At 50.9% G+C, this 570-nt stretch carries 1 protein-coding gene; it reads right to left on the reverse strand.

All coding sequences use genetic code 11. From position 1 onward, the window contains the following. A partial coding sequence (locus R7F64_RS24175) for a glycoside hydrolase family 36 protein (RefSeq protein WP_318072189.1) occupies window positions 1-570 on the reverse strand: 570 nt, incomplete at both ends.

A 570-nucleotide genomic window follows, 5' to 3' on the forward strand; every position in this document is an offset into this window, starting at 1 on the left:
GCCCCAAAGATGGCCACATTGGCGCGTTGCAGCCAAGCAACCACGCGTCTCCTGCGCCTCTGGCGATCGCCTCCATCCCTAATCGATACGCTTCGACACCCGTAATACCAGACTGACTACGTTTTCCTTTTAGTGTTCCCCAGTAGTTTGCATCGAGCTTAAACAGCTCTACGCCCCACTCTAGCCTCATCACTGACACAACGTGCGTTAGATGATCTTGCACTTCGGGGTTAGACGTATCGAGAATATACCAAGGCGTGCAACGCCAGCCGCCGTAGGTAACATCTTCGGCTTTAAGGAGCTGACCGTCAGGATGACGAACAAACCATTCAGGATGTTGCTTAAAGACCTCAGATTCTGGCTGCGCGATGAAAGGAGCCATCCAAATCGCCGGCCTTTTGCCTTTTGCGCGAATGTTTTGAATCAGCTCCTTCACACCGCCAGAGAATTTATCCGACGGCGTAAGCCAATCCCCCATGAACGCTTGATAGCCATCATCCAGAAGTACCCATTCTAGGTCTTCGAGCTTGTCTTGCATGCAATCAACATTTTCTAAAACATTTTGCTCGG

Source organism: Vibrio sp. Vb1980, from assembly GCF_033338615.1.
Classification (GTDB): Bacteria; Pseudomonadota; Gammaproteobacteria; order Enterobacterales; family Vibrionaceae; genus Vibrio; species Vibrio alginolyticus.